At 57.9% G+C, this 23999-nt stretch carries 24 protein-coding genes; 13 read left to right on the top strand and 11 right to left on the bottom strand.

The window, feature by feature from the left end; genetic code table 11:
• Positions 1-9: 9 nt before the first annotated feature.
• The 7 genes from FGL86_RS14055 to FGL86_RS14025 all read right to left on the bottom strand — a co-directional run bounded on the left by FGL86_RS14055 (position 10) and on the right by FGL86_RS14025 (position 8226).
• Positions 10-2040 (bottom strand): acetyl/propionyl/methylcrotonyl-CoA carboxylase subunit alpha, encoded by a 2031-nt coding sequence (locus FGL86_RS14055; RefSeq protein WP_246131641.1) that lies wholly within the window; start codon positions 2038-2040, stop codon positions 10-12.
• Positions 2037-2855 carry an enoyl-CoA hydratase-related protein gene (locus FGL86_RS14050; RefSeq protein ID WP_147185163.1) on the bottom strand — a complete coding sequence of 273 codons (819 nt, stop codon included), beginning with the start codon at positions 2853-2855 and terminating at the stop codon, positions 2037-2039. The genes FGL86_RS14055 and FGL86_RS14050 overlap by 4 nt, the downstream gene beginning before the upstream one ends.
• A gap of 7 nt (positions 2856-2862) precedes the next feature.
• Positions 2863-4470, bottom strand: a complete 1608-nt coding sequence (locus FGL86_RS14045) for a carboxyl transferase domain-containing protein (protein ID WP_147185162.1) — start codon at positions 4468-4470, stop codon at positions 2863-2865.
• A gap of 13 nt (positions 4471-4483) precedes the next feature.
• Positions 4484-5653, bottom strand: a complete 1170-nt coding sequence (locus FGL86_RS14040; protein WP_147185161.1) for an isovaleryl-CoA dehydrogenase — start codon at positions 5651-5653, stop codon at positions 4484-4486.
• A 200-nt stretch (positions 5654-5853) separates the two neighbouring features.
• On the bottom strand, positions 5854-6732 hold the full coding sequence (locus tag FGL86_RS14035; RefSeq protein ID WP_147185160.1) for an ABC transporter substrate-binding protein: 879 nt from the start codon (positions 6730-6732) through the stop codon (positions 5854-5856).
• 40 nt (positions 6733-6772) lie between these two features.
• A complete protein-coding gene (locus FGL86_RS14030; RefSeq protein WP_246131640.1) occupies positions 6773-7525 on the bottom strand; it encodes an ATP-binding cassette domain-containing protein in 753 nt (250 codons plus the stop codon).
• Complete coding sequence (locus FGL86_RS14025) at positions 7522-8226, bottom strand: ABC transporter permease (protein WP_147185159.1); 705 nt, start codon at positions 8224-8226, stop codon at positions 7522-7524. The genes FGL86_RS14030 and FGL86_RS14025 overlap by 4 nt, the downstream gene beginning before the upstream one ends.
• A 160-nt stretch (positions 8227-8386) precedes the next feature.
• Here FGL86_RS14025 and FGL86_RS14020 point away from each other — a divergent pair, with 160 nt between their 5' ends.
• A complete protein-coding gene (locus FGL86_RS14020) occupies positions 8387-9274 on the top strand; it encodes a helix-turn-helix transcriptional regulator (protein ID WP_147185158.1) in 888 nt (295 codons plus the stop codon).
• Between the two features lie 26 nt (positions 9275-9300).
• On the opposite strand, the gene FGL86_RS14015 is transcribed toward FGL86_RS14020, so the two are convergent.
• Positions 9301-11421: a polysaccharide biosynthesis protein gene (locus tag FGL86_RS14015; protein ID WP_147185157.1), complete on the bottom strand. Its 2121-nt coding sequence runs from the start codon at positions 11419-11421 to the stop codon at positions 9301-9303.
• 1023 nt (positions 11422-12444) lie between these two features.
• Between FGL86_RS14015 and FGL86_RS14010 the strand changes: the two genes are divergently transcribed.
• The 7 genes from FGL86_RS14010 to FGL86_RS13980 all read left to right on the top strand — a co-directional run bounded on the left by FGL86_RS14010 (position 12445) and on the right by FGL86_RS13980 (position 20329).
• A complete protein-coding gene (locus FGL86_RS14010; RefSeq protein WP_147185156.1) occupies positions 12445-14652 on the top strand; it encodes a polysaccharide biosynthesis tyrosine autokinase in 2208 nt (735 codons plus the stop codon).
• Positions 14653-14837: 185 nt separating this feature from the next.
• On the top strand, positions 14838-16124 hold the full coding sequence (locus tag FGL86_RS18205; RefSeq protein ID WP_246131639.1) for an exopolysaccharide biosynthesis polyprenyl glycosylphosphotransferase: 1287 nt from the start codon (positions 14838-14840) through the stop codon (positions 16122-16124).
• 11 nt (positions 16125-16135) lie between these two features.
• On the top strand, positions 16136-17548 hold the full coding sequence (locus tag FGL86_RS14000; RefSeq protein WP_147185155.1) for an MBL fold metallo-hydrolase RNA specificity domain-containing protein: 1413 nt from the start codon (positions 16136-16138) through the stop codon (positions 17546-17548).
• Between the two features lie 133 nt (positions 17549-17681).
• Positions 17682-19490 (top strand): ABC transporter ATP-binding protein, encoded by a 1809-nt coding sequence (locus tag FGL86_RS13995; RefSeq protein WP_147185154.1) that lies wholly within the window; start codon positions 17682-17684, stop codon positions 19488-19490.
• A 100-nt stretch (positions 19491-19590) separates the two neighbouring features.
• On the top strand, positions 19591-19815 hold the full coding sequence (locus tag FGL86_RS13990; RefSeq protein ID WP_147185153.1) for a DUF433 domain-containing protein: 225 nt from the start codon (positions 19591-19593) through the stop codon (positions 19813-19815).
• Between the two features lie 8 nt (positions 19816-19823).
• Positions 19824-20084, top strand: coding sequence for a DUF4160 domain-containing protein (locus FGL86_RS13985; RefSeq protein ID WP_147185152.1), 261 nt, complete (start codon positions 19824-19826; stop codon positions 20082-20084).
• A gap of 5 nt (positions 20085-20089) precedes the next feature.
• Positions 20090-20329 (top strand): DUF2442 domain-containing protein, encoded by a 240-nt coding sequence (locus FGL86_RS13980; protein WP_147185151.1) that lies wholly within the window; start codon positions 20090-20092, stop codon positions 20327-20329.
• Positions 20330-20620: 291 nt separating this feature from the next.
• Here the strand turns inward: FGL86_RS13980 and tnpA are convergent, their stop codons facing one another.
• A complete protein-coding gene (tnpA, locus tag FGL86_RS13975; RefSeq protein WP_147184266.1) occupies positions 20621-21037 on the bottom strand; it encodes an IS200/IS605 family transposase in 417 nt (138 codons plus the stop codon).
• Between the two features lie 21 nt (positions 21038-21058).
• Between tnpA and FGL86_RS18200 the strand changes: the two genes are divergently transcribed.
• Genes FGL86_RS18200 through FGL86_RS13955 form a run of 5 tightly spaced genes read left to right on the top strand, consistent with a single transcriptional unit; the run spans position 21059 to position 23345 of the window.
• A complete protein-coding gene (locus tag FGL86_RS18200) occupies positions 21059-22120 on the top strand; it encodes an RNA-guided endonuclease InsQ/TnpB family protein (protein WP_147185150.1) in 1062 nt (353 codons plus the stop codon).
• A gap of 46 nt (positions 22121-22166) precedes the next feature.
• Positions 22167-22376, top strand: a complete 210-nt coding sequence (locus FGL86_RS13965; RefSeq protein ID WP_147185149.1) for a hypothetical protein — start codon at positions 22167-22169, stop codon at positions 22374-22376.
• A complete protein-coding gene (locus FGL86_RS17960) occupies positions 22366-22521 on the top strand; it encodes a hypothetical protein (RefSeq protein ID WP_186764412.1) in 156 nt (51 codons plus the stop codon). The genes FGL86_RS13965 and FGL86_RS17960 overlap by 11 nt, the downstream gene beginning before the upstream one ends.
• 24 nt (positions 22522-22545) lie before the next feature.
• The gene (locus tag FGL86_RS13960; protein WP_186764411.1) at positions 22546-22890 is read left to right on the top strand and encodes a DUF2335 domain-containing protein; all 345 of its coding nucleotides are present in this window, start codon (positions 22546-22548) and stop codon (positions 22888-22890) included.
• A 59-nt stretch (positions 22891-22949) separates the two neighbouring features.
• On the top strand, positions 22950-23345 hold the full coding sequence (locus FGL86_RS13955) for a hypothetical protein (protein ID WP_147185147.1): 396 nt from the start codon (positions 22950-22952) through the stop codon (positions 23343-23345).
• Between the two features lie 128 nt (positions 23346-23473).
• Here FGL86_RS13955 and FGL86_RS13950 read toward each other — a convergent pair whose 3' ends face one another.
• Entirely contained in the window at positions 23474-23782 is a 309-nt protein-coding gene (locus tag FGL86_RS13950) for a HigA family addiction module antitoxin (RefSeq protein ID WP_147185146.1), read from the bottom strand.
• A gap of 16 nt (positions 23783-23798) precedes the next feature.
• Entirely contained in the window at positions 23799-23972 is a 174-nt protein-coding gene (locus tag FGL86_RS13945; protein ID WP_222433759.1) for a type II toxin-antitoxin system RelE/ParE family toxin, read from the bottom strand.
• Between the last annotated feature and the right edge of the window lie 27 nt (positions 23973-23999).

Genomic DNA, 23999 nt, shown 5'->3' with positions numbered 1-23999 from the left:
GCTTACAAACTACTCATCCGCGGCAAACTCAAGCAGCACATCGCCTTGCCCCACGGTATCGCCCTTGTCGAAGTGAAAGCTCTCTACCTGGCCATCCGCCGGGGCGGAGAGCGTATGCTCCATCTTCATGGCTTCCATGACCATCAGCGGCATGCCTTTCTCCACCGGCGTGCCGGGTTCGACGAGCAGCGCCACTACGGTGCCGTGCATGGGGGCGGTGAGGGTGGCGGCGGTTTCATGCTGGCCGTGATCCACTTTATCCAGGCGTTGCCAGTAAAGGCGAGTCTCGCCTTGAGCGTCCGCCAGGACGATAGCGTTTTCATCCAGCCGAGCCTGCAGACGCCGGCGATGGCCGTCCAAGGTGATCGCTACCGCGTCGCCTTCCAATGACTGAAGCCACCCTTGGCAGCTTTCGTCGCCGATCGTCAATCGCCAGGACTGCTGGTCCTGTTGCCGAGTCGCTTCAACGGTCACTAGGCTTTCGGCGTCTTCCGCCTGAGCATCGGAGGGATCGCAAAGAGCAATCCGGATACGTCGCGGCGCATTGAGTCGAAAGCCGTCATGGCGATCCCAGGGGGAACGCTCTTTCTGCGCCCGATGAAGTTGATCCAACGCCACCAGCGCGGCCCCGGCGTAATCCTCGAGTCGATAGTCGCGAGGGGCAAACAGCTCTGCCTCATGACGTTCGATAAAGCGCGTATCCAGCTCCGCCTGTTGAAAGGCCGGGTGGCTGGCCAGGCGCTGCAGAAAGGCGCGGTTGGTGGTCACGCCGCGCACATCCAATGCCGCCAGAGCGCGACCCAGCGTCGCCAGGGCCTGAATACGGTCGTCTCCCCAGACGATCAGCTTGGCGAGCATGGGGTCATAGTGCATGGACACCTCGTCGCCGGTTTCCACGCCGCTATCCAGACGCACTCGGTCAGGATTCAGCCCAGCGCCGGAGAGGTCCAGCACGAAACGTTCCAGGTGCCCGGTAGCGGGAAGGAAATCCTGCTCCGGGTCTTCTGCATAAATCCGGGCCTCGAAGCTATGGCCGGTCAGGGTCAGTTCTTCCTGACGCTTGGGCAAGGACTCGCCCATGGCGACTCTGAGCTGCCATTCCACCAGGTCTTCGCCGGTGATCATCTCGGTGACCGGATGCTCCACCTGCAGCCGGGTGTTCATTTCCATGAAATAGAAAGAACTATCGGCATCCAGCAAGAACTCCACGGTGCCGGCGCCCACATAGCCGATTTCCTGGGCGGCGCGTACCGCGGCCTCGCCCATTTCACGGCGCAGTTCCTCACTCATGCCCGGTGCCGGGGCTTCCTCCAGCACCTTCTGGTGACGGCGTTGCACGCTGCAATCCCGCTCGAACAGGTAGACGCCGTCGCCCTGTGAATCGCAGAACACCTGGACTTCCACATGGCGCGGCTGGGTCAGGTATTTCTCGATCAGCATGCGCTGGTCGCCGAAGGCGGCCTGGGATTCCCGCCGACAGCCTTCCAGCGCCGCCTGGAAGTTCCCGCCGCTTTCCACTACCCGCATGCCCTTGCCGCCGCCGCCGGCGCTGGCCTTGAGCAGCACCGGATAGCCGATGGCATCCGCTTCCTCTTTCAGTCGGGCATCGTTCTGATCATCGCCGTGATAGCCCGGCACCAGCGGCACGCCGGCGTCATGCATGCGCGCCTTGGCGGCGGACTTGTCCCCCATGGCGGAAATGGCGGAAGCCGGCGGTCCGACGAAGACGATGCCCGCCTCGTCAAGCGCCTTGACGAAACTGGCATTCTCGGAAAGGAAGCCATAGCCGGGATGAATGGCGCCGGCACCGGTGCGTTTGGCGGCGTCGATGACCGCCTGGATATCGAGATAGCTCTCCCGCGCGCTGGCGGGTCCCAGGCGTATCGCTTCGTCCGCCTCTCGCACATGGCGGGCGTTGGCGTCCGCGTCGGAATATACCGCCACCGTCGCTAACCCCATACGCCGAGCGGTGCGGATGACCCGACAGGCGATCTCGCCGCGGTTGGCAATCAACACCTTGGAAAATTCGGTTCCTTTCACGATGGCTCCTCGTCGTTCTGCCAGCGGGGGGATCTTTTTTCGAAGAAGGCGCTCAAGCCTTCCTGACCTTCATGGCTGATGCGCAGTTCGCTGATGACCCGGCAGCAGCGCTCTCGGGTGGCGGCGCTATCCGGCTCCTGGGCAATATGCGCGAGCAGCGCCTTGGTGGCTTTCTGCGACTGAGGCGAACAGGCCAGCAGGGTGTCGAGTATCTCGTCTCTGGCGTTTTCCAGTTTGTCGTGTTCCACCACGCGGTGGACAAGCCCCAGTTCCAGCGCCAGGGAAGCGCTGATGACTTCGGCGCTGAGCGCGTAGCGGCGCATCTGGCGTTCACCGATGGCGCGCTGTACGTAGGGGCTGATGACCGCCGGCGCGAGGCCGATCCTGACTTCGGAAAGACAGAAACGCGCTTTCTCGGAAGCGACGGCAATATCGCAGCAGGCCACCAGCCCCACGGCGCCGCCGTAGGTTGCTCCTTGAACCAGACAGAGCGTCGGGCAGGCCAGGGTATCCAGGCAGTGCATCAGATGGGAAAGCCGCCGGGAATCCGCCAGGTTGTCGTCGAACTCGTAGTCCACCATGCGCTTCATCCAGGCGAGATCCGCTCCGGCGGAGAAGTGCTTGCCCTCGGAGCGCAGCACCAGCGCTCGCAGCTTGCCGTCGTCGCAGAGGCGGTGCAGGCGGTCGAGATGATCGTTCAGATCTTCGATCAGCGCGTCGTCGAAGGCGTTATGCACTTCCGGGCGGTCCAGGGTCAGCCAGGCGACGCCGCGCTCGTCGATATTCAGTCGGGAAAAGCTCGTAGTATCGTTCATGTCAGCCTCACATCCTGAATACGCCGAAGCGGGTATCCTCGATTTCCGCATTCATGGCGGCGGCCAGGGAGAGCCCCAGCACGTCCCGCGTCTGCAGCGGGTCGATGACGCCGTCATCCCAAATTCTTGCGCTGGCGTAATAGGGATGGCCCTGGTGCTCGTACTGTTCGCGGATCGGCCGCTTGAAATCGTCTTCGTCCTGAGCGGACCAGTTCTCGCCGCGTCCTTCGTATTGATCCCGCTTGACCTGGGCCAGCACGTTGGCGGCCTGTTCACCGCCCATGACCGAGATACGCGCGTTGGGCCACATGAACAGCAGGTTGGGCTCGTAGGCGCGGCCGCACATCCCGTAGTTGCCGGCGCCGAAGCTGCCGCCGATCAGCACCGTGAACTTGGGCACCCGGGCACAGGCCACCGCGGTGACCAGCTTGGCGCCGTGCTTGGCGATGCCTTCCTGCTCGTACTTGGAGCCGACCATGAAGCCGGTAATATTTTGTAGGAAAATCAAGGGAATTTTCCTTTGGGCGCAAAGCTCGATAAAGTGCGCGCCCTTGAGCGCGGATTCCGAGAACAGCACGCCGTTGTTGGCGAGAATCCCTACCGGATGGCCGTGGATGCGTGCGAAGCCGGTGACCAGGGTATCGCCGTAGTAGCGCTTGAATTCGTCGAAATCCGACTCGTCCACCAATCGCCCGATCACCTCGCGTACGTCGTAGGGCTTCTTCAGGTCCGTGCCGACGATGCCGTAGATCTCCCTGGGATCGAGCCTGGGCGAACGGGATTCCTTCAGCGCCAGCCTGCCGCGCTTCTGCCAGTTGAGTCGGGAGATCGCTCGGCGTGCCAGCTGCAGGGCATGGGCATCGTTCTCCGCGTAGTGATCCGCCACGCCGCTGATCTTGCAGTGCACCTCCGCGCCTCCCAGGTCTTCCGCGCTGATGCTTTCGCCGGTGGCGGCTTTCACCAGGGGCGGGCCGCCGAGGAAGATGGTGCCCTGTTCCTTGACGATGATCGACTCGTCCGCCATGGCCGGCACGTAGGCACCGCCGGCGGTACAGGAACCCATCACCACGGCGATCTGCGGAATGCCCGCGGCTGAAAGCGTTGCCTGGTTGTAGAAGATGCGTCCGAAATCGTCCTTGTCCGGAAACACTTCGTCCTGTTCCGGCAGGAAGGCGCCGCCGGAATCCACCAGATAGATGCAGGGCAGGCGATGCTTGTGGGCGACTTCCTGGGCACGCAGATGCTTTTTCACCGTCAGCGGATGATAGGTGCCGCCCTTGACCGTGGCGTCGTTGGCGACGATCACGCATTCCACCCCGGATACGCGACCGATGCCGGTCACGACTCCGGCGGCGGGCAGAGGACCTTGATAGACCTCGTGGGCGGCCAGGGCGGAAAGTTCCAGAAAGGGCGCGCCTTCATCCAGCAGATGATCGATGCGATCCCGCACGAACAGTTTGCCCCGGGACTCGTGACGTGTCCGCGCCTTTTCACCGCCGCCCTGGCAGATCGTTGCGGTCAGTTCTCGAAGCTTTTCCACCTCGTCGCGCATCGCGGCCTCGTTGGCCTGAAACGCCTCGCTGCGAGGATTGATTTGAGTTTCCAGGATTGCCATCGAACCACTCCCGTCAGGCGGACTCGTTGAAGATTTCGCGGCCGATCAGCATGCGCCGGATCTCGCTGGTGCCGGCGCCGATCTCGTAAAGCTTGGCGTCTCGCAGCAGGCGTCCGGTGGGATACTCGTTGATATAGCCGTTGCCGCCGAGCAGTTGGATGGCGTCCAGCGCTACCTGAGTGGCTTTTTCCGCGCAGTAGAGAATCACCCCGGCGGCGTCCTTGCGGGAGGTCTGGCCGCGATCGCAGGCGCCGGCCACCGCATAAAGGTAGGCGCGACAGGCGTTCAAGGTGGTGTACATATCCGCCACCTTGCCCTGCACCAGCTGGAATTCGCCGATGGCCTGGCCGAACTGCTTGCGTTCGTGCAGGTAGGGCACCACCACGTCCAGGGCCGCCTGCATGATGCCGATGGGCCCGGCGGCGAGCACGGTGCGCTCGAAGTCCAGGCCGCTCATCAGCACCCGCGCGCCCTTGTTCTCCTCGCCGAGAATATTCTCCGCCGGCACCTTGCAGTCCTCGAATACCAGCTCGCAGGTGTTGGAGCCGCGCATGCCCAGCTTGTCGAGCTTCTGGGCGGTGGAAAAGCCGGGGAAATCCTTCTCGATGATAAAGGCGGTAATGCCCTTGGAGCCGGCGTCAGGGTCGGTCTTGGCGTAGACCACCAGTACATGGGCGTCCGGGCCGTTGGTGATCCACATCTTGTTGCCGTTCAGGATGTAATGATCGCCTTGTTTCTTTGCTCGCAATTTCATGGACACCACATCGGAGCCGGCGCCGGGTTCGGACATGGCAAGCGCGCCGATGCATTCCCCGGAGATCAGACCCGGCAGGTACTTGGCCTTCTGTTCCTCGCTGCCGTTGAGCTTGACCTGATTGACGCACAGGTTGGAATGCGCGCCGTAAGATAGCCCGATCGAGGCGCTGGCCCGGGAGATTTCCTCCATGGCGATGCAGTGAGCGAGATAGCCCATGTCGCTGCCGCCATACTCCTCGGGCACGGTGATGCCCAGAAGCCCCATGTCGCCGAACTTCTTCCACAGCTCGTTGGGAAACTCGTTTTTCGCGTCCACCTCTTCCGCCAAGGGCGCGATCTCATCCCGAGCGAAGGCGTTGACCTGATCTCGCAGCATTTGCTGGGTGTCGTCCAGGCCGAAATCGAGAGGTTTGAAAGGCGTTTGCATGATTTGGCTCCAAGCGTCGTCGAGTGCTGTTTCAAGGATAGACGATATGACGATGGCGTCAGGCTAAAACAGGTTGACGTTTACGTAAAGTGAAAGTACAGCCTCTAAACGAAAGTCGTAAATTGCCGCGATAACAGGGGTAGACGGTAGGTGACGCCGAGGTCTTGCCTCGGCGCGAGTGGTGAGTTATCGCAGAAAAATCACTTGGCGTTGGGGAAAAACAGCTGCTGTCCGTTCAGTTCGTAATCGGCGATCGCCTGCTGGCCTTCTTCGGAAAGCAGCCACTGGTGCCACTGCTTGGCCAGTTCATGCTTGAGATGAGGAAATTTCTCCTCGCTCAGCAGCAGGCTGCCGTACTGGTTGAACAGGACCTCGTCTCCCTCGAAGAGAATTTCCAGGTTCTGCGGATTCTTGAAGGATACCCAGGTGGCGCGATCGGACATGACATAGGCGTCCATGCCCGCGGCGGTATTCAGGGTCGGGCCCATGCCGCTGCCCAGCTCTCGATACCATTCACCCTCGGCTTCGACCCCGGCGTCTTCCCAAAGTCGCAGCTCCGCCCGGTTGGTGCCGCTGTCGTCCCCGCGGGAAGCAAAGGGCGCTTCGGCTTCAGCGATGCGCGAGAATGCATCCACGGCGCTATCCGCTTCGCTGACGTTGGCCGGGTCGTCCTTCGGACCGATCAGCACGAAGTCGTTGTACATCACGTCGTCACGCTGGGTGGCGTAGCCGTTGTCGACGAATTTCTTCTCACCGGCAGTATCGTGCACCAGCAGACTATCCGCATCGCCGCGACGGGCGATCTCGAAGGCCTGGCCGGTGCCCACCGCGACCACGTGCACATCGATATCCGTGGCATCGTGAAACTTGGGAATGATCGAGTCGAACAGCCCGGAATGCTCCGTGGAAGTCGTCGACGCCAGGGTGATGAACTGGCCGTCTTTCTCCTGAGCATTGTCTTGCTGAGCATTGTCTTCCTGAGCCACGGCTCCCCAGGACAAACCGACGCCACATAGCAGCGCGGCGCTTACACCGGCGACCTTCCTCGAAAGGCTAAAGGAACGAGTAGAACCTTGCATACACTGACTCCTGGTTATCGGCTTGGTTTTACAGGACGAATTACCACACCAGTTCGCCCTTGATGAAGGCGGCTGCCTTCGTGCTACGTGGGTTGCTGAAAAATCGCTCCGCGGCGCTATGCTCGATCAGCTGGCCGTTACACAGGAACACCACCTCGTCCGCCAGGCGTCGCGCCTGATTGAGATCGTGAGTGCTCATCAGGATACGGCAGCCGTTGCGATGAAACTCCTCCACCGCATCTTCCACCGCCTTGATCGCCGCCGGGTCCAGCGCCGAAGTGGGTTCGTCGAGAAACAGCACCTCGGGCCGGATCAGCCAGGCCCGCGCCAAGGCGAGACGCTGCTGTTCGCCGCCGGAAAGCACCCGCGCCGAACGCTGGGCCAGAGACGCCAGTCCAAAACGTTCGAGGGCTTCTCGCGCCAACGCCTTGCGGTATCGGCGCGGCACCTTCTGAATGGCAAGGGCGTAGGTAAGGTTGGCCAGCGCGGAGCGCCGCAGCAGCACCGAACGCTGAAACACCATGGCCTGGCGAGGCCCGGCCTGATGCGGCCCGGCCTGACGAGGCCTGCCTTGATGTCGCCATTGCACCACGCCGTTGCTGGGCGCCAGCAGGCCGTGGCAGAGCCGCATCAGCAGGCTCTTGCCCGAGCCGTTAGGCCCCATGATCAACGTCTTGCCCGGGGTCGAGATTTCCAGAGAGATCGGACCCAGCAAGCGTTGGCCGTTATGTTCGTAGCAGACTCGATCCAGGCTCAGCGTGTATTCGTCAAGCTCGATATTCAGGTTGCTCACGCCAGGCGCCTGCGGGCGTTTTCACCAATCATGTAGGCGGTGGCATTGACCAGCGCCACCAAGGTCAGCAGCACCATACCGAGGCCCATGGCCATCGCCAGATTGCCTTTGCTGGTTTCCAGCGTGATGGCAGTGGTCATCACCCGAGTAACACCGTCAATATTGCCACCGACAATCATCACCGCTCCCACCTCGGCGCTGGCGCGGCCGAATCCCGCCAGTACTACCGTGACCAGGCCGAAACGCGCGTCCCACAAGAGCGTGGGAATCGCCCGCCCCCGCGATACGCCGAAAGAACGCAGCTGCTCGCCGTATTCGCCCCATAGTTCCTCGATCTGCTGCCGGGTCAGGGCGGCGACGATGGGCATCACCAGCACGAACTGCGCCACCACCATGGCGCCGGGAGTGAATAGCAGGCCGAATTCCCCTAGCGGTCCCGCGCGCGAGAGCAATAGATAAACCGCCAGGCCCGCCACCACCGGCGGCAGGCCCATCAAGGCGTTGAGTGCCACCACCAGCGCGCCGCGCCCCGGAAATTGCCATAACGCCAGCGCTGCCCCCAGAGGTAAACCGACCACGCAGGCCAACAGCACCGCCGTCAAGGAAACCTTGACCGAAAGCAGCACGATGCCCATCAGGGTTGGATCAAGCCCCAACACCAGTTCCAGGGCGGTATGTAAGGCGCTGTCCGCGGCGGCCATGCGTTCTCCCGTGAGCCAACGGCATGATTGCTGTATAGCTACTTGTTGCATGATGTGCGTTATTCTGTGCGTTTGCAGCCGGTTGTGAAAAATATGCAACCTGATGCATAAAAAAAGCAAAACATCGGCTCAAGCAGGACAAAAATCAGGAATGACTGTCATGACGTCTTCATACGCTTACCTGACCACTGCCGAAGTGGCCGACTACCTGCGATTGAAAGAGCGCAAGGTCTACGATCTGGTCAAGCAAGGGCAGATTCCCTGCACCAAGGTGACTGGCAAGCTGCTGTTTCCTCGCCAAAGTATCGATCTGTGGTTGATGAATCATCTGGAAGGCGATCAGCCGCCGGACAAGCGGCTTCCCTGCGTGCTGGCGGGCAGTCAGGACCCGCTTCTGGAGTGGGCAGTACGAGAAAGCGGCTCGAACCTGGCGTTGCTGTGCCATGGAAGCGGCGACGGCGTACGCCGGCTGCTCACGGACGAGGCCATGCTGGCGGGGCTGCACATGATCGATTTCGAGCGAGGTTCCTATAATCAGCCCCAGGATCTGGGGCTTGGCGGGGTACGCGACCTGGTGCTGATTCACTGGGCAAAGCGTCGGCAAGGCTTGCTGCTGGCCCAGGGGAATCCGCTAGGAATAACCGCGCTGGGCGATCTTGTACGTGAGCGCCCGAGAATCGTTTGCCGACAGCCGGAAGCCGGGGCGGAGCGTCTGCTGCACTATCTGCTGCGACGTGAAGGCATCGACTATCGGCAGCTGAATCCGATCTCGCATCCGGCGCTGGGAGAAGACGATCTTGCGCTTGCCATCAGCCAGGACGAGGCGGAGGTCGGTTTGGGGGTCGAAGCCGCGGCGCGTCGTCATGGCCTGCACTTTCTACCGTTGCACACTGAACGCTTTGACCTGGCATTACGGCGCAGAAGCTATTTCGAACCGCCGATCCAGCGCCTGCTGGCTTTCGCACAAGGCAAGCGCTGTCAAGCAAGGGCTCACGCCATGGGGGGATACGATGTGAGCGAGATGGGCGCCATCGCCTACAATGCTTGAGCCGTCGGATAACGCCAAAGCACCACTCAAGCGCGCCTGATGCGAGCCGACTTGATGGATCGCTCGTAACGCAAAGCGGTCGATCCACCATAAGAGGTACTATTTTTCGAATCGATTGACGCATAGATACTGGCGGGTTCGCTGCCGTTTCGTACCGACAGTGAAGGCTCACGCTCATCCAGCGACTGATCCACAGAGTCCAATTCCGAGGTCGTGGGGTAAGGAAGCAACTTGGCCCGGCTACGGCGCTCCTCCCATTCAAGATCGGTAATCTGGCACTTTGGCTGATAGCCGGTTTCCGGTTCTTTCAGCAGATCGCGCAGTGTTTCCAGATCGACCGCGGTCGCATTGGAAGTCGCCGCGTCCAGACGCTGCAAATAGCCTTTCAGGCGTGACCATTCCCAATACGCCTCGTTGGCACTGCGAATACGAGGATGTTCGGTTTCCACCACATCGCGATCGGCGATCAACAGTTCCTCGTAGAGCTTTTCTCCCGGTCGCAGTCCGGTATAGACGATTTCGATATCTCCATCCGGGTTCTCCGGTGTTTTCACCTGCAAGCCGGAAAGCCGTACCATCTTGCTCGCCAGATCGGCGATCTGCACCGACTCGCCCATGTCCAGTACGAAAACATCACCGCCACGTCCCATGGCGCCGGCCTGGATGACCAGCTGAGCCGCTTCGGGAATAGTCATGAAGTAACGGGTGATCCGCGGGTCCGTCACCGTGATCGGCCCGCCTGCATCGATCTGCCTGCGAAAGAGCGGGACCACGGACCCGGACGAGCCAAGAACGTTACCGAAGCGCACCATGCAGAAACGTGTTCCGGACTGGTGATTGGCCAGCGCCTGGCATATCTGCTCCGCCAGCCGCTTGCTGGCGCCCATGATGTTGGTAGGGCGTACCGCCTTGTCCGTGGATATCAGCACGAAGGTCTCCACGCCCGCTGCGATCGCCGCCTGGGCCAGGCGCAGGGTGCCAAAGACGTTGTTGCGGATGCCTTCCGCCGCGTTGTGCTCCACCATCGGCACATGCTTGTAAGCGGCGGCGTGATAGATGGTCTGTACGCGGAAGGTGTCGAGTAGCGAGGACAGGCGCCGCTGATTCTGCACCGAGCCAAGAAACGCCATGATCTCGACCGGCCTGGGACTGTTGGCGTTGACCGCTTCGAGTTCTTTTTCTATCTGATAGAGCGCGTATTCGGAAGAATCGAGCAGCAGGAGCCGGCGCGGCCTCAGCTGCTGAATCTGGCGGCACAGCTCGCTGCCGATCGATCCGCCGGCCCCGGTCACCATGACCACTTTATCTTCAATGTTGGCGGCAAGCAGATCCTGACGTGGAGGAACCGGATCGCGGCCCAGTAAATCCTCCACCGCGACATCACGGACTTCGTTGATTTTTGCCCTGCCGGAAATCACGTCCGCCATCACTGGCACGGTTCTGACCGGAATGGCGATTTCCTGCAGGGATTCGAGAATTTCCCGGCGTCGCGTCATCGAAGTGCTGGGAATGGCAAGCAGGATGTGCGCAACCCCGCGTTTTTCGATCAGCTCGGGAAGCTTGGTGGGAGGGTATACCTTGATACCTTCCACGAAGGTAGTGTGCATGCCCCGCCAATCATCGATGAAAGCCACCGGCAGATAGGTGGCGTCCTGACGCATGGCTCGCACCAGCTGGGAGCCCGCCGAACCAGCACCGTAGACTGCGACACGAATCTTCTTGCTGTTGCGGCTGTTCTGATAAATACCGCGCAGGAAAATACGACCGCCGCCAAGGCTCAGAATGGCCAGCATCAAATAAATGAATGGAACCGAGCGGGGCAGAGGGGCCTGCAACAGCAGGCCGCCCAACGCCAGTATCGTCATGGAACCCACGACGCCCAGACATATCTGCTGAATCGTACGGTAGCTCATGTAGCGCAATACCGCACGATACAGCCCCAGCGCGCTGAACAGCACCAGGCTCAGCGGCACGGTAATAGCCAGTAGCCACCAGGTAGAGGCCTGGCTCAGCGGTTCGAGGCTCTCGAGGCGCAGCGTCCAGGCAGCCAGTATGCTCAAGCACAGCAGGACGGCATCCAGAGTGAGAAGAATAAGACGTTTACGGTAACGCGGCAGCCGGAATATCGTTTCGAGTGTAGGGATCATCTTTCTTACCTTGGTCCATTTGATAATACGTAAAAGAGCCCCGTCATCGACTTTTCATCATCCCACCGCACCGATTGGCGACAATGGGCCGAATCTACTGTCCGGTTGTGCCAGTTATTAGTATAGGAACAAGAGAGTCGCTGTTTTATTGATGTAGCTGACGGAAATATCATCCCTGGTACGTCAGTCATGCCGGTGAACATGTTGGCATTAAAGGAAAATCCCGGATATGGCGATTTTTCAACGTCATTATTTCAGAAAGAAGCAAAGTGTAATTTATGTATTTAAATTAGGGATAAGAACATTTTTTTACAAGTTGATTTTACTTCATCTTCAAATTTAAAAAAACAAAGTTATTATAATTTCACGCAGTATTTTTATTATATAAACTAGCAGTGATTTTTTAATACATTAAATGGATTAAAGTGCGATTTTTTTAAACAATCTGATGGCTTAACTCATCAGTTTTTTATAGGCTTCTTTATCTGTTTCGAAATTTTTTTATAAAAAACAATAAGTTGATATTTACCCCAGATGTTCATGCCTATGTTTGTTGCAAGCCGTTTTGGAAGAGACGCGCTGGTTAGGATCGAATCGCTTTCCTTTTGGATTAAAAAAATCAGCCGTCTGGTCAAGACAAGCTTGCTTAGGTAGAATTACTCCTACCATCGATTTATTGTTCACAATTAATTACAATATGATACTTAATACCGGCGATTTGCCGCCGCAATGTAGCAATTTCGTAACGCCAAGTTAGGTTAGATACGTTAGATTGCTAAATTTAATCAAGTTAATTGTTCGATAATTCAGTTTATGCAGGGTGGCACGAACTACGGTGGCAACCGGGAGTGCCAGGCGGGCTCAAGCACAAGGATGCCAGGTCATCTCTTGGGGCGGTAGCGTGTCCGAGTAGTCAATTATCGAGATCGCGCCGAGATCGAGCCGTTGATTGAATCATTTTCTACTTATCACCATCTGGTACCATGATTTGGTTTGGTGCCGTTATTCTATTCAGGTTGCTGCATGCCTCAAACCCCGCCTGCTTCGCAAAATCCCCAGGATGAGAATGGGCTGAATTTCGGCTATATCTTTGGCGCCTTGTGGGACCACAAGGCATTGATTATCGCCCTCACGACTATCACCACGCTGATCAGTATTGCTTATGCGATGATCGCTACGCCGGTCTACCGGTCGGATGCAGTGGTTCAGGTGGAGACCAAGAGTGGCGGGCTTGGCGGTTCCAATCTCTCCGAGATGCTTGGGGAACAGAAGCCGGAGTCCAATGCGCACATCGAAATACTTGGTACCAGGATGATTCTTGGCAAGGCGGCGGAGCAGGTAGGCTTGACGACACTGATCAGGCCAACGCCATTGCCGGTCGTCGGGCTTGCCCAAGTACGCTACGGTATCGATCGTCCCCGCTTTGCCCGGGGCTGGTCGAGCATCTGGAGCGGCGAATATCTCAATATCAGCCGATTCAAGACCTCACAAAACTGGATCGGTGTGCCGCTGACGCTACGCTCCCTGGGGGAAGGGCGCTATGAGCTTCTGACGCCTCGAGGTGAATCTCTGGGCAAGGGCAGCCAGGATGAGCCCTTCAAGAGCGACGGGAGCCGGCAGGATCGATGGATCGAACTCAACGTCAATCGGCTGACCGCACCTGCGGGAGCCGAATACACCCTCATCAAGCGTAGCGAGCTGGCGGCGACCAAAGATCTTCAAGGACGTTTCGAGGTCACCCAGCGAGGCAAGGAAACTGGCGTACTGGAGCTTTCCCTGACGGGAACGGATCCCCAGCAGTTGCTAGATTCCCTGAACGCCGTCGCTCAGGTATATCTCACTCAAAATATCGAGAGACAGGCGGCGGAAGCAGAGAAGAGCCTGGCTTTTCTCGATGAACAGGTACCACAAGTTCGCGAATCGCTTTCCGAAGCGGAAAATCGACTCAATCGGTATCGGGCCAATCAGGATAGTGTCGATCTTTCCTTCGAAACGGAAAGCGCTCTGAGCTCGCTGGTTGAGCTCGAGAAACAGCTCAACGAATTGGAACTGGTGGAGAGCGAGATGGCTCGCCGCTTCACGCCCAGCCATCCCCAGTATCAGACCCTGCTGGAAAAGAAGGAGCAGCTACAAAGAGAAAAGGAACAGCTGGAGTCCCGAGTGGGCAACCTGCCGGAAACCCAGCAGGAAATCCTGCGTCTGACTCGGGATGTGGAAGTCACCCAGGAGATCTATGTACAGCTGCTTAATCGCATGCAGGAGTTGCGTATCGCCAAAGCGGGCACCGTTGGCAACGTGCGTATTCTTGACGATGCGGTGATCGACGGCATGATTGCCCCGCGCCGCTCGTTGATTCTGGCGGTAGGCCTTTTCTCCGGTCTCTTGCTGTCGGTGTGTATCGTTCTGCTCAAGCTGGTCTTCAATCGTGGCGTCGAGGCGCCGGCTCAGCTCGAAGCTATTGGATTACCGGTCTACGCCACGGTGCCGCTCTCCGATGAGCAGAGCAAGCTGGTCACTCAAGTCAAGCGTCGGCGCGGCCAGCAGGAAGGTGCGATCAACGATCTGCTGGCGGTGCGCAATCCCACGGATCTCTCCGTGGAGGCGTTGCGCGGCCTGCGTACCAGCCTGCATTTCGCGATGATGGACGCCACGGACAACCGCCTGATGATCACCGGCCCCGCGCCGACGGTGGGCAAGAGCTTTGTCAGCGTCAATCTGGCGGCGGTGTGCGCCCAGGCAGGGCAGAAGGTGCTGGTGATCGACGGCGACATGCGCAAGGGGCATCTGCACAGCGCTTTTCAAAGCGGCAGCGAGAACGGGCTTTCCGAGCTACTGGCCGGACAGCTCGAACTGGACGCCGCCATCACGCCCAGTCAGGTGGCAGGGCTCGACTATATTCCGCGTGGCACTGCGCCGCCCAATCCTTCAGAACTGCTGATGCAGCGCCGATTCACTCAGCTACTGGATGCGGTATCTGCGCGTTACGACCTGGTGATCATCGACACGCCGCCCATCTTGGCGGTAACGGATGCGGCGATCATCGGCAAGCAGGTCAGCACCGCGCTACTGGTGACCCGGTTCGCGGTCAACCCGGTGCGGGAAGTGGAAGCCGCCATGCAGCGTCTGGAAAGCAGCGGTGTCGTACTCAAAGGAGCCATTCTCAACGCCATGGAGCGCAAGGCGGCCACCAGCTACGGCTATTACGGCTATTACAACTATTCTTATAAATAATAACTAATATAACTGCTCCTATAAATAATGACTGATGTAACCCCGGATGACGGCTTGTCGCTGCCAAGAGTAAGAAAAAACGCAAGAGTAAGAAAAACAAGAGTGAGACAAAACGGGCGACGAAAACTAAAAAATAGCCACTGATAACCATAAGTAGAAATTCGGGATTTCAAGGCAGGGTGAACGTGAGTATTCAACATTTGCCGTTGGATCAGCACCGGCGGCATTCCCGACTGCATGAGCGCGTCATATTCAGTCGTCGGGTGCATCTTCTGCTCGGTCTGGTCGTCGCGGTGTTGCTCCCCGGGCTCTGGTACTGGGGGTGGGACTTCTGGTTGACCGTACCGCTACGAGAGTGGATGACGCTGGTAGCGGCTGTAGCCGCCTACTGCCTTTCCATCGGCTCCGTGCAGCGCTTATCACAGCTCCCGGGTACCAAGGCCTACGTCTATATCTTTCCCGCGGTTACCCTGTGTTACGCCTGCGCCTTGGGAGTGCTCGAGTTATTTCATATCGATTATTCCAAGCCATACATACTGAGCAGCTATGTAATTGCCGCCGTCTATTGCAGCATCGGCTATTACGTAGGCGCCCGCTTGAGGCGTTTAAAACTCGCGGTGGTGCCGTTCGGCAAGGCAACGACGCTTTGCCACAATCACGGCGTCGACTGGCGCATACTGGAAGCCCCACGGTTTGATGATCTGCGAGTGGATGGGGTGGTGGCGGATCTTCGCGCGGACCTTCCGGATGATTGGGAGCGCTTTCTGGCGCGCTGCACCATCCATCGCATCCCGGTCTACCATGCCACCAAGGCGCATGAAATGCTGACCGGTCGGGTACTGCTCGACCATCTTTATGAAAACAAGTTCGGCGGACTCATCCCCCGAGAAGACTACGAAATCACCAAACGCGGGCTGGATATCCTGGCGGTGCTGTTGCTATTGCCCTTGATGCTACCCTTTATGGCACTAGTAGCATTAGCGATCCGCCTGGATAGCAAAGGCCCGGTATTTTTTACTCAACCTCGCATGGGCTTTCACTGCCGGCAGTTTATCGTCTACAAGTTTCGCAGCATGTACGTCGATCATGAGGGTACCGGTTATACCCAGGAGGGCTTTGATCCCCGCATTACCCGAGTTGGCCGAATCATTCGCAAGTATCGTATCGATGAACTGCCGCAACTGTTCAACGTGCTGAAAGGCGACATGAGCCTGATCGGGCCGCGCCCGGAGTCCATCAGCCTGACGGACTCGTATGAAAAGGACGTTCCCTTCTTTCACTACCGTCATGTAGTGCGCCCGGGAATCTCCGGCTGGGCCCAGGTAGAGCAGGGGTACGCCGCGGAAGTCGACGACATGATTCGCAAGCTTGAATACGACTTCTACTACATCAAGAATTTTTCCTTCTGGCTCGATGTACTGATCGTGATCCGCACCTTCAAGACCCTGCTGACCGGTTTCGGTTCCCGCTGAGCACACCGCTTATGTCCCCTGATTACCCCCGCATTCTTCACCATGGCGGCGCGGACGGCGTCACCGGCAGCTGTCATCGCCTGCAGTTCGCCGAGGACCGCGGCCTGCTGGTCGATTGTGGCCTGTTTCAGGGAGAGGATGCGACACGCCAGGATAGCCTGGAACAGCATCGGGTAAATTTTTCCGTGGACGATCTGCTGGCAATGATCGTCACTCACGTGCACATCGATCATGTGGGTCGGCTGCCGTATCTGCTGGCCGCGGGCTACAAAGGCCCCATCTTTTGCTCCGTGCCATCCGCTCGGCTGTTGCCGCTGGTGATCGAGGATGCGCTCAAGATCGGCTTCACCCGAGACAGCGTGCTGATCGAGCGGTTTCTCGACGAAGTGGAATCCCGCCTGAGGCAGCTGGATTACAAGCGCTGGCATATACTGATCGACGATTCTCGCCACCGGGTACGCATCAAGCTGAAGCCAGCCGGGCATATTCTGGGTTCCGCCTACGTCGAGGTGGATACTCTTGACAAGATGACAGGGTACGAGCAGCGCACAGTGTTTTCCGGTGATCTGGGTGCGCCTTACGCGCCGCTGCTGCCCGCGCCGCGCTCACCTTATCGGGCGGATGTGGTGGTACTGGAAAGCACTTACGGTGATCGGCAGCATGAAGACCGCCGAACGCGACGCGCCAGGCTCAAGGCCGCCATCGACCGAGCGTTGGAAAATGATGGCACGGTAATCATCCCCGCCTTCAGTATCGGGCGCACCCAGGAGCTCCTTTACGAGCTGGAAAGCCTGATTCATCAGGCTAAAAGCGAGCGCTGGCGGGAACTGGAAATCATCGTCGATTCTCCTCTGGCATCGCGCTTCACTCAGGTCTACCGGGATCTCAAGCCCTGGTGGGATGCGGAAGCGCATCAAAGGCTGCGCCATGGCAGACACCCGCTAAGTTTTGAGAATCTCTACACCGTGGATTCCCACGAGGAACACCAGCAAACCGTGGATTATCTGGCCCGCAGCGGGCGCCCTGCGGTAGTGATCGCCGCCAGCGGCATGGCCACCGGGGGCAGGGTGGTCAACTATCTCAAGCGCATGATCGGCGATGAGCGTCACGGCGTCCTGTTCATCGGCTATCAGGCCGCTGGTACGCCGGGGCGAGATATCCAACATTATGGTCCTCGCGGTGGCTGGGTGGAACTTGACGGGCAACGCCACACCATTCGCGCCCGGGTGGATAGCGTCGGCGGCTATTCCGCCCATGCGGATCAGCAGGATCTACTCAATTTCCTCAAACGCATGCGTCATCCGCCCAGCGAAGTTCGACTGGTGCATGGCGAGCCCGCGGTTCAACGGATATTCAAGGCAAAAATTGAAGCCTGGGCGAATGAGATTGGTCACGATATTCAGGTTAGTCTGGCCATTGAATAAGACTGGTTTTTCTCTTTATCGTAACGTTTTCCGTTCAAAACGCTCTATCGTGGGACGCTGTTAGCGACGCTACATGTTCCTTCGTGTAACATAGCGTAACGGTAATAACGTCTCTTATCCAAGCGGTACCTCAATGCTTTCAAATATCAAAGAACTCTATTCGTTACTGACCCGCGAGCAGCGCAAGAAACTTCTCCAGCTACAAGTGCTGGTGGTCTTGATGTCCTTCGCTGAAATTGCCGGCGTCGTATCTATCGGCCCTTTCATGGCTCTGGTCGGTGATATGGACCGACTGCAAGGCGAAGGTTTCGTGGCGGACCTGTATCGTGCCACCGGTATCGAGGATCCGCGGAATTTTCTTTTCTGGCTGGGCATCGGTGTGCTAGTCGTGCTCGCTGGGGCGGCGCTTATCGCCATTACCACCATCTGGCGGCTGCAGATCTACGGTAACCGGGTAGGCGCGGAGCTGGGTAGCCGTCTGTTCAAGCACTATATGTATCAGCCTTGGCTGTTTCATGCGGGGGGAAGCAGCAGTCAGCTGACCAACCGCATCGCTCAGGAAGCGCAGCGGGTAACCCAGCAGATCATCAACCCCTTGATGCAGATGAACGCCAAGGTGGTAATGGTGCTGTTCATGGCGATCGCGATCTTTATCTACAATCCGGTCGTGGCCCTTGCGGGTATCGTTATTTTTGTCGCTGCGTATCTGCTGCTTTACCGAACCGTTCGCCGGCGTCTGATCATCAACGGTCAGAGCATTTCGGTAACGCAGCAGACGCGCTTCAAGCTGATGGCCGAAGGCTTTGGTGGTATCAAGGATGTGCTGCTGCTGGGGCGTCAGGACATTTTCGTGGAGCGTTTCGAAGAGGCCAGCGGTAAATATGCCTACGCCCAGGGCACTACCCAGGCCTTATCTCAGTCGCCCCGCTACGCTATGGAGTTGATCGCTTTCGGCAGCGTCATCTTCCTGGTGCTTTATTTGCTACGGGCTCACGAGGGTAATCTTGGTGCGATTCTACCGGTGCTCTCCGTCTATGCCCTGGCAGGGTTCAAGATGCTACCGGCCTTCCAGCAAATCTATCTGGGAATCTCTAACATCCGCGGCAACATTGCCGCTTTCGAGGCGTTACGTGATGATCTACGCGCCAGCAGCGCCGCGCCGCGATACAACATTCAGACGGATGAAGAAAGGCACCAGAACGTTCTGACCCCCAGGAAGGCCATCCAACTGAAAGAGGTGGTGTTTCATTACCCAGGCAAGGAAGAACCCGCCCTGAAAGGCTTGAATATCGATATTCCCGTCAACGGCGTGATCGGCCTGGTAGGCGCTTCCGGCTCCGGTAAATCCACCGCCATCGATTTATTGCTGGGCCTGATCACCCCTCAGCAGGGCGAGCTGCTCGTGGACGGTCAGCCGATTACCGACGACAACCGCCGCGCCTGGCAAAACGCCCTGGGCTTCGTACCTCAGTCGATTTTCCTGTCGGATAACAGCATTCGCGAAAATATCGCCTTCGGCCTGCCCCCGGAAGCCATCGACGAGGAGCGGGTGAATCGTGCTACCAGCATGGCCAATCTCGATGATCTGCTGGCGGAACTGCCGAGCGGATTGGACACTCGCGTGGGCGAGCGGGGGGTGCAGCTCTCCGGTGGACAACGCCAGCGTATCGGCATTGCCCGAGCGCTTTACTACGACGCGGACGTACTGGTGCTGGATGAAGCCACCAGCGCCCTGGACGGCATCACCGAAAAACTGATCATGGAAGCCATTCACGAATTTTCCGGCAAGAAAACCATCATCATGATCGCCCACCGGCTAGCCACGGTAAAACAGTGTGACTGTATCTACCTGATGGCGGATGGTGGAATAATCGATCAAGGTAGCTACAGCGAACTGGTGGGACGTAACGCCACCTTCAAGCGCATGGCGGAGCATGCTTGAGCGTCAATGAAATATTGACGCAAATTTGGGGTAGGCTGAGCGATGCGGTTGATGGATGAAAATATTTTCGTCGATGGCTGCTTCAATTTGGAGGGCGGATATGAGCGAATTGCACCGTATAACATACGATCCTGAATTATGTGGTGGACGCCCTTGTATTCGTGGCATGCGCATTCGTGTCAAAGACATTTTAGATCTCTTGGCCGCTGATGCTACACGCGAAGAGATACTGGAAGATTTTCCTTATCTTGAAACCGAGGATATCACCGCTGCGCTAGAATACGCCGCTCGCCAAAGCGATCATCCTGTACTATCGGTCGCATAGGTAGGGGCATGCCAACGATCTCAGCGTTCTTCGGCATCTTGATTCGCATGTATTACGATGATCATAACCCGCCACACTTCCATGCTTACTACGGCGAATATGAAGCGATCATCACAATTCAAACTCTGGAACTCATGGAAGGTAAACTGCCGAGGCGTGCACTAGCGATGGTGGTGGAGTGGGCCGTTGAGCATCGTGAGCAGCTTATGGAAGATTGGGCTCTAGCAGAGCAACACAGGCCACTTAACAAGATCGAGCCTTTGGAGTAATAATCATGTACAGGGTTATAGAGGTAGAAGCACTATCCGATTACCGGCTGCGAGTCGTCTTCGATAATGGTGTTAGCGGCGAGGTTTCGATGAAGGATCGCCTGTTCGGGCCGGTATTCGAACCGATGAAGGATCCCGCATTTTTTGCCCTGGTTAGCGTCGATGAATTCGGGGCAGTATATTGGCCCAACGGGGCGGATCTGGCGCCCGATGCTCTCTATCGACGCATCGTTAAAGCCGCGTAACATTAACCTTTGACGGTTTGAATTGCCGACCTGGCAACGGTGAAACAATGCGACTGCATCTACCTGATGGCCGGCGGCAAGCTCATCGATCAAGGCAGCTACAGCGAACTGGCGGATCGCAACGCCACTTTCAAGCGCATGGCACAACATGCTTGAGCGTCAAAGAAACAATAGTGTTTGAGAGAGTATCGGAATGCGTCTGACATCAGCTCAGCAAAGCATTATCGAACATCGCGAAAAACCTCGTACTTCTAGTGCGAGGATGGATAGCGAGGAGCGCGAGAGCGCTCCCTAGTCCGGCCTCGATTGCTGCTCAATGTATTGTTTGACCATGCTCAAGGGTGCGCCTCCGACACTTCCCCCAAAGTAGCTTGGGCTCCACAGCGAGTTCTTCCGGTAGGCGAGCTGCACCAGTTCAGGGTGTAGCAACTTCATCCGCCGGCTGGATACTCCCTTCAAGCTATTCACCAGCTTGGATACCGCCACCTTGGGCGGAAAGTTGACGAGCAGATGGACGTGGTCGGTTTCACCGTTGAACTCCTTTAGCTCTGCCTCGAAGTCTCGACACACTCGGTCGAAAAGCAATTCGAGGGATTTGAGATGCGCGCCGGTGAACACCTTGCCCCGATACTTGGTGACAAAGACCAAGTGGGCATGGAGTTTAAAAACGCAGTGTCTGCCTGTTCTGATAGATTGTTTCGTGTTCATGGACCAAGTATATTCGAAGGCATGAAACAGACCAAGACCCTCAAGGTTCGAGTGAAGGACAAGCACGCCGCCGAGCTTAACCGCATGGCTCGCGGCGTGAATTTTGTCTGGAACTACCTCAACGAACTGTCTTCCCGAGCCATACGGGAGAAAGGGCTGTTTCTGTCTGCCTACGACATGCACCCCTATACCCAGGGGGCCGGCAAGGACCTCGGCCTGCACAGCCAGACCTTGCAGTGTGTTGCCGCCGAATACGTCACCCGTCGCAAGCAGTTCAAGAAGACTCGCCTACAGTGGCGCAAGTCCCGGGGCGTGCGTCGCTCTCTCGGCTGGGTGCCGGTCAATACCGGCGCAGCCAAGTGGAAAAATGGCCAGGTCTATCACAACGGCACCTACTTCAAGATCTGGGATAGCTACGGCCTGTCGAAATACAAGCTCCGTGCCGGTTCGCTCAACGAAGACAGCCGGGGCCGCTGGTACTTCAACGTGGCTGTCGAGGTGGACGTTCAGCCAACGCTTGGCCAAGGTGCCGTTGGCATCGACCTCGGTTTGAAAGACGTGGCGACCTGTAGCGATGGCGAAAAGCTGGAAAACAGCCGCTTCTACCGCCGCATGGAAGACAAGTTGGCGACAGCCCAGCGTGCTGGTAACAAGCGCCGGGTCAAGGCGATCCACGCCAAGATCAAGAACCGGCGCAAGGACGCGCAGCACAAGTTTTCCCGGAAACTAGTCAACCAATACGGCGAAATCGTCGTGGGCGATGTTTCCTCAACCAAACTCGCGAAGACCAAGATGGCCAAAAGCGTCTACGACGCCGGCTGGTCGCAATTGAAAACGATGCTGGCATATAAATGCGCTCACGCAGGCATCGTCTTCAAGGTCGTTCGCGAAACCAACACCACCCGCGCCTGTTCGTCGTGCGGCTCGCTTAGTGGGCCGCAGGGCGTCAACGGGTTGCGAGTAAGAGACTGGGAGTGCGGGGAGTGTGGTGTACTCCACGACCGGGACGTGAATGCGGCCCGGAATATCCTCAGTCTCGGGGCAGGACGTTGCCCTCAAGAAGTTGGAATCCCCGTCCTTTAGGGCGGGGAGGACGTCAAACTGTGATGGTATTCAGGAGGTGAAAAATATGGCAGAAAAGAAAAAATTAATTAAAAACCGTATGTTACTGGCAGCCGGCTCAGTAATGGAAGTGTGGCCAGACAGTGACTATGCCGAATATATGCCTCAGCAGAGCACCGAGCAGCGGCTGGACGAGCACTGGAGACATGTAGGTCAGTACCTGAGCACTGCCATGAAGCGTTACAGGAGCCAGGAGCCCGCCAGGAATGGCAACTGAACAGCCGGAGCAAGGGTCATCTCCCACGCCTGAGACGATGCTATCTGGCGCTACGGATCCGAGTGAGGTAGCCAAGCTATTCGAGAAGCTGGAGTCTGGCGATCTCACTCATGATGAGCAGATACAGCTGGGCAAGGTGATGTAGGCCCCGGCCGCTGCGATGAGGGCTATGCGCCATGAAACGTTCAGCGGCCCCATCCCTCCCGCCGAACATCTGAACCAATATGACGAATCGGTACGGCGCCTCATCGTCCAGATGGCAAAAGATGAGCAGAAGCATGCCCACAGCATGCGAGAGCAAGGGCTACAGGGCGCGATCAACAAGGACCGGCGTGGTCAACTGCTCGGTGGTGCAATAGCCATCACCGGCTTGGTGGTGGCAGCTGTCATCGCGCCACACAGCGCTGCTGCAGCTGCAGTCATCGGTACGCTGGATCTCTTCGGCATGGTCGCCCTGTTTGTCGCTCCCAGAGTCCTCGACAAGCGGCGCCAAGATAACCCGAAAAGACGCTAAATGAGCCGTATAGCCACTATGTCGAGCACAGCTTCGCGACCAAGCAATATTGCGAAACCATGCTGGAAAGCCAGCTTCGTCGGCTGTTTGCCAAGGTCAGGATCGGCGAACGTTTTATCCCAGGGAAGTTGGGTGATGAGGAATATCACGTCAACTTTCCTTTTGTGGAAAAGCACCAGGATAAGATATTGCGCGCCATCAAGCCGCTCAACCTGGGTCAGCAGGATTCCAGCCATATCGTCGAGCACGGTGGTAAATGGCAGTTTCGCATCAATGAACTGAAACGACGCCATTTACTGCCCCGGCGCGTATTGTTTGCCGTGGAAGGGCCGGGTGACGACAGTAGGCGCAGTGAAGCCTATCATCATGTCGTCGCGCTGCTGCAAGAGACCGGGGCCAGCGTATTGCCGCTGGCGAAGCATGAAGCAGTACTGGAGTTTGCCGGTGCGGGGTGATGGTCTTGATGAATGCCGAGCAACTGCAACGCGCGTTTGCCGAGTGGATGAAGCCTGCCCCGGCACTCCCCGGGTTGGTCCCACCTGGTCTGGAATGAAAATACAGAGCCACCCCCGATAATAAAGATTTATCCCGCAAGCGTCAGCGAGGGCACCGCGCTGACGTCTACTTCGCGCTCGGCGTGCCAGGCATCGTGGGCCGCCTGTAGGCGCAGCCACAGGCCAGGGCCGTTACCGAACAGCTTGCCGAGGCGTGCAGCTGTTTCTGGCGAGACTGGCTTGCGCATGGCCAGGATGGCGTGCAACTGCTGACGTGAGATGCCCAGCATCCGCGCGATGGCGCTCTTGCTGTAGTCCATATCCTCCAGCATGTCTTCGATCACTTCGCCGGGGTGCGGCGGGCAGCGGTTGGGGTTTTGCTTTGCGGTAATAGTCATAGTGATTCCACCTCTTTCAATGGTATTGCTCAAAATCAACTTGGTAAGCGTTGCCGCCTTCAAATTCAAAAGTGAGACACCAAGGGCCGTTCACATGCACGGTGTTACGCTTAGGGTTGAAGCCCTGTAAGCCATGGAAGTTATAGCCTGGCAAGTTGATGTCTTCGACGCTGGTGGCCTCGTTGATCACGGCCGGGCGGATCAGGATGCGCCTGTG

The organism is Pistricoccus aurantiacus (assembly GCF_007954585.1).
GTDB classification, from domain to species: domain Bacteria; phylum Pseudomonadota; class Gammaproteobacteria; order Pseudomonadales; family Halomonadaceae; genus Pistricoccus; species Pistricoccus aurantiacus.
Note: the sequence above shows the minus strand (reverse complement) of the source record. Positions and strands in the feature narration are given on the sequence as shown.

Coding starts and splice junctions, on each gene's coding strand:
- FGL86_RS14050 (WP_147185163.1), bottom strand. CDS start 2,855: ATGAACGATACTACGAGCTTTTCCCGACTGAATATCGACGAGCGCGGC.
- FGL86_RS14045 (WP_147185162.1), bottom strand. CDS start 4,470: ATGGCAATCCTGGAAACTCAAATCAATCCTCGCAGCGAGGCGTTTCAG.
- FGL86_RS14040 (WP_147185161.1), bottom strand. CDS start 5,653: ATGCAAACGCCTTTCAAACCTCTCGATTTCGGCCTGGACGACACCCAG.
- FGL86_RS14035 (WP_147185160.1), bottom strand. CDS start 6,732: ATGCAAGGTTCTACTCGTTCCTTTAGCCTTTCGAGGAAGGTCGCCGGT.
- FGL86_RS14025 (WP_147185159.1), bottom strand. CDS start 8,226: ATGGCCGCCGCGGACAGCGCCTTACATACCGCCCTGGAACTGGTGTTG.
- FGL86_RS14020 (WP_147185158.1), top strand. CDS start 8,387: ATGACGTCTTCATACGCTTACCTGACCACTGCCGAAGTGGCCGACTAC.
- FGL86_RS14015 (WP_147185157.1), bottom strand. CDS start 11,421: ATGATCCCTACACTCGAAACGATATTCCGGCTGCCGCGTTACCGTAAA.
- FGL86_RS14010 (WP_147185156.1), top strand. CDS start 12,445: ATGCCTCAAACCCCGCCTGCTTCGCAAAATCCCCAGGATGAGAATGGG.
- FGL86_RS14000 (WP_147185155.1), top strand. CDS start 16,136: ATGTCCCCTGATTACCCCCGCATTCTTCACCATGGCGGCGCGGACGGC.
- FGL86_RS13995 (WP_147185154.1), top strand. CDS start 17,682: ATGCTTTCAAATATCAAAGAACTCTATTCGTTACTGACCCGCGAGCAG.
- FGL86_RS13990 (WP_147185153.1), top strand. CDS start 19,591: ATGAGCGAATTGCACCGTATAACATACGATCCTGAATTATGTGGTGGA.
- FGL86_RS13985 (WP_147185152.1), top strand. CDS start 19,824: ATGCCAACGATCTCAGCGTTCTTCGGCATCTTGATTCGCATGTATTAC.
- FGL86_RS13980 (WP_147185151.1), top strand. CDS start 20,090: ATGTACAGGGTTATAGAGGTAGAAGCACTATCCGATTACCGGCTGCGA.
- tnpA (WP_147184266.1), bottom strand. CDS start 21,037: ATGAACACGAAACAATCTATCAGAACAGGCAGACACTGCGTTTTTAAA.
- FGL86_RS18200 (WP_147185150.1), top strand. CDS start 21,059: ATGAAACAGACCAAGACCCTCAAGGTTCGAGTGAAGGACAAGCACGCC.
- FGL86_RS13965 (WP_147185149.1), top strand. CDS start 22,167: ATGGCAGAAAAGAAAAAATTAATTAAAAACCGTATGTTACTGGCAGCC.
- FGL86_RS17960 (WP_186764412.1), top strand. CDS start 22,366: ATGGCAACTGAACAGCCGGAGCAAGGGTCATCTCCCACGCCTGAGACG.
- FGL86_RS13960 (WP_186764411.1), top strand. CDS start 22,546: ATGCGCCATGAAACGTTCAGCGGCCCCATCCCTCCCGCCGAACATCTG.
- FGL86_RS13955 (WP_147185147.1), top strand. CDS start 22,950: ATGCTGGAAAGCCAGCTTCGTCGGCTGTTTGCCAAGGTCAGGATCGGC.
- FGL86_RS13950 (WP_147185146.1), bottom strand. CDS start 23,782: ATGACTATTACCGCAAAGCAAAACCCCAACCGCTGCCCGCCGCACCCC.